Genomic DNA, 4,414 nt, shown 5'->3' with positions numbered 1-4,414 from the left:
TGCTAACTACTCCGACCGCCTGGCAGCGGCGGACAGTCTCCCCGACGCAGAAGCCGAACTCGAGGCTGCCGCTGCCGCACAAGAACTCGCGCATGTCCTTGGCGGCCGAGAGGACCTGGGGGAGGCACTCGAGGTCGCTGGTGCCGTTGACGGTCTGCTCGATGCCGTGCGCGCGGTTAGCGAAGACGGCACCTTACGGGCGGCACGCGCTGACATCATAGACTCAGCACTCTTTCCGGGAGACACGCCCAGCCCTACGGTCAGCCGTTCGCTGCGGGGTCTTCTCCGCGCAATCGCATCCGCAAAAGGGCCCAGCGGCACCCTCAGGCCGTTGCGTGGGCACTTCTTCTTCCACACCCTGCAGGGGCTTTGGGCCTGCATCGACGCGGCCTGCGCGGAGGTTGGTAACCAGCGCGGGGACGCGGTCGCGCCCGTTGGCGCATTGCACACTTCGCACCAACTCACGTGCGGCTGCGGTGCGCGAGTGCTGGACCTGCACTTATGCGAAGTGTGCGGGGACGTGCTCCTTGGCGGGTACCGCGTGAAGACGGACCTCCCGCAACGCCCGGAGTTTCTCGTCGCCGACCAGCCAGACCTTGAGAAGGCGCCGGAGCGGTCGGACCTCGACCGGACGTACGAGGGGTATGCGGTCTTCTGGCCCACGATGGACGACGACGAGCCTGCCGACCCTGACTGGCAGCACGAGGGGAAGAGGTGTTCCTGGCGCCGAGCGGCACTGGATAAGCAATCCGGCAGGCTGCAGGCCCCGCCGCCGGCGGGTGGGGACTTCGTCCGCGGATATGTGTACCACGTGGCGAATGCCGACAAAGAGACGGACGCCCTGCCATCGATCTGCCCCCGCTGCGAGACGGACTACCGGCGCCGCTCCAAGGGGTTTCCTTCCCCCATCCGCCCCCACCGCACGGGCTTCCAGAAAGGCGCGCAGGTGCTCGCCGCAAGCCTTTTCCGGGAGATGCGCCACGCCAAGCGCCCGGAGCGCAAGCTGGTGGTGTTCTCCGACAGCCGCCAGGACGCGGCCAAGCTCGCCGCGGGCATGGAGCTCGATCACTACCGCGACATGGTGCGGCTCGCACTCCTCGACGCCTTTCAACAGTTCTGGCCAGAACTGCTGGCGTTTGCGCGCCAGATCACAGCAGCCGCCCCTCAGCGACTGGCAGAGCTGGCCCTCGTTAATCCCGTCCTCCACGCGGCACTGCTGGCACCTGCGCCGCCTTTGCGCCCGGGACTGGTCGACCTCTTGGGCGCCGAAGTTCGGGCCGAGGCGCTCGGCTGGGCCCTGGGCTTGCCGCCAAACAACACGACAGCCCGAGAGGAGTGGGAGCGCCTCCTGCGGGAGTATCCGGGGCGGGTACCCATCGAGCGCATCGCACTAGCCGTGGACCGGGCGCTGCTCGACGGGGGCATTTGCCCCGGCGGAGCGGCCTTCGAGTCCGTGTGGATCGACTACGAGGCCAGGAAGCCCTGGCATCGGCTCTACAACTGGGACGCAAACGGACCGCAGCGCCGCGCCCTGGTCGATCCGAAGGAACAGCAACACGAACAGCGTCTGCGGACCACGCTCGAAGCTGAGCTCCTCTTCACTGCATTCCACCACATGGCCCGCGGCTTCGAGGGGCTGGGGGAGGGGCGAATCACCTATCGCCCTACGCCTGGCGCGAAGCCTGAGGTCGTGCTCGCCGCCGAAGCTGTGATCCGCATGCTCGGCGTGCGCCGCAGACACACGCGTGGCGACTACTATCACCCAGGTACTAAAGATGACCTGCCACCGAAAATCACGCGGCCCTACCTGTCGGCGATCGGGGTTTCGCTGGTCGAGGTAACGCGCGAACTGGTGGACGCCGGGGTGGGCATCCCGTCCGAATCGGGTTTGTTCCTCCGGCCGGAGGCCCTGTGTCTGCAGCCGCCGCCGTCGGACCTGTCCACCGTGTACCGCTGCCCGCGGTGCCGCGCGACCTTCCTCGCGGACTATCGCCATTGCCCGGATTGCCGCCCTTCTGGGAGACTACCCCCGCCCTCGCTGGGGCCCGAGCCGTTTGCGCGCGAGCAGGACTATTACCGCCGGTTGGCGACCGGATTCGATGGACGTCCCTTCCGTATGCGCTGCGAAGAGCTAACGGGCCAGACCGATCTTGACGACCGTCCTGGGCGCCAGCGCCGCTTCCAGGAGGTATTCGTCGGCGCCGAGAGCCCGCTCCCCGATGGCATCGACATCCTGAGCGTGACGACGACGATGGAGGCCGGTGTCGATATCGGTGGACTGAGCGCGGTGCTGTTGGCGAACATGCCGCCTCGGCGGTTCAACTACCAGCAGCGTGTGGGTCGCGCTGGCCGCCGCGGGAACCCGCTGTCGTACGCGGTGACCTTTTGCCGCGGACGCAGTCACGACAACTTCTACTTCCAGCGCCCAGAGTCCATCACCGGCGATCCTCCCCCGTCGCCCTATTTGGACACATCCAGCATGCCTATCTTTCGACGAGTTGTTGTGAAGGAAGCGCTACGGCAAGCGTTCGCCGCAGCCCGTGGTGCCCTTGGCGAGGACGCTCCGGATGGTCGCGACAGCGTGCACGGAGAGTTTGGTCGCGCCGAGCATTGGCCGATGTTCGAGCCGCATGTGCGGCAGTGGTTCGCCCGCGCCGAAGCCCGCTCGGAGCTGCTTGGGCTCACCGAGTCGCTCGCACGAGAAACGGCGTGGGACGGTGATGGTGGCATTGCCGACCGGTTCGAGCTCGTTAGCTACCTCTTGGACCATTTGCTCGACCAAATCACGTCCATTGCTGCTTCGCAGGAGTTCACGCAGGACGCTCTCAGTGAGCGACTGGCGAACCAGGGCCTGCTTCCCATGTTTGGCTTCCCCACGCGCGTTCGCCGCCTCCACGTGCGCTGGCCCCGACGCGGTGACTTTCCCGGGTTTCCCGGGAGTGTCGACCGCAATCTCGAGATCGCCATCTCCCAGTTCGCTCCGGGGTCGGAGACAGTGAAGGACAAGGCGGTGCACACCGCGGTGGGCGTGGCAGGATTCCTTCCCAGGCCTACACCCGGCGACCTTGAGTGCACGGATGGCTTCATCCCGCCGTCTCACGAAAGTAACCTGCGGCTTCTGGGGCTCTGTAGCAGATGTCAGGACGTCCGGCGGGGCGCGAGTGAGGGCGACCCGTGCCCCGTTTGTGGCGCAGGTCCAACCGAATACCGGGTGGTCGATGCGCGCGAGCCGAGGGAGTTCTTCACAGACTTCACCCCGCGTGACTTTGAGGGCTACTTCGAATGGGTCCCGCAATCGACCCGGCCCTCGCTCGCCGCCGGCGGAGAGTTGATGACGACCACGGCCCTGAACTGTCTCGTGCAGTCCGGCAGCGCGGTTGTGAGCGCTGTGAACGACAACGGCGGTGCAGGCGGCTTCGAGTTCCGAGCAGTGAAGTACTACCAGCAGGCGCGTCCAGGTGCCCTCGCCGTGGACGTTGCCAAAGATTCGCCGTTGAGAGTCGAAGGTCAGCCGCGACGCATAGCACTCCTGGCGGAACGAAAGACAGACGTGCTGGTCGCGGGCCTGAAAGCCTCGCCCGAGGGCGTGTTCGCTGACCCTGCGAGCGTGACGGGGCGCGCCGCGTGGTACTCATTCGCCTTCTTCCTGCGGCTCGCCGCTGGTGCGGAGCTCGATGTGGATGCGCTTGAGTTGCAGTGCGGTTTCCGCCCGATCGCCATGGGGCCGCGTCCCGCCGGCCAGGCGTTTCTCTCCGATACGCTAGAGAACGGCGCGGGGTATTGCCGTGCGCTCGGCGACTCGGTGCGCTTCGCCGCCATCGTCGCCCAGGCTGACCATACGGCACACGGCTCCGTCGCCGACCGCTGGCTCGCGCATGCTCCCGAATGCGACAGCTCTTGCAATCGCTGCCTGCGTGACTACCACAACCTCGCCTACAGCGGCCTGCTCGACTGGCGGCTCGCCCTCGATATGGCGCGGCTCGCCCTCGACGCGGCTGCAGTCCCCGACCTTTCCACTCCGTGGAGTGGCACCCTAAATCCCTGGACCAGGCTCGTCGAGGGCGATCGTGCCCCGGTGGCGGCCGCGCTTATGCGCCTAGGATACGAGGCGCCCGTCCGCGTAGGGGGGCTCAGCGCCTACAAACACCGCGCACAAGAGGCGGTGCGCATTGTCCGCCACCCCCTTTGGGAAGACGGGCATCCGGCTTGGCGCGACGCGTTCGCGGCGGCCCGGAAACGTTACCCGAACGCCAGCATAGACGCGGCGGACCCATTCATGGTTCTCCGACGCCCCTCTGACTTCGTTCCCGGTCACTAGGAGCCTGTCCAAGTAATGACAAGTAATGAAGAGGCAGGGGATGGGGAGCGTTGAGCGGTGGCAGGGAGGTGGCCGGCCGAGTGGCGGGTGTCCTAT

At 66.7% G+C, this 4,414-nt stretch carries 1 protein-coding gene; it reads left to right on the top strand.

Annotation, left to right across the window (positions count from 1 at the left end; genetic code table 11):
* On the top strand, positions 1-4,318 hold a 4,318-nt coding region (locus tag HRF45_13310), incomplete at its 5' end, for a DEAD/DEAH box helicase (protein ID MEP0767499.1).
* Positions 4,319-4,414 lie beyond the last annotated feature (96 nt).

The organism is Fimbriimonadia bacterium (genome assembly GCA_039961735.1).
Lineage (GTDB): Bacteria > Armatimonadota > Fimbriimonadia > Fimbriimonadales > JABRVX01 > JABRVX01.
Note: the sequence above shows the minus strand (reverse complement) of the source record. Positions and strands in the feature narration are given on the sequence as shown.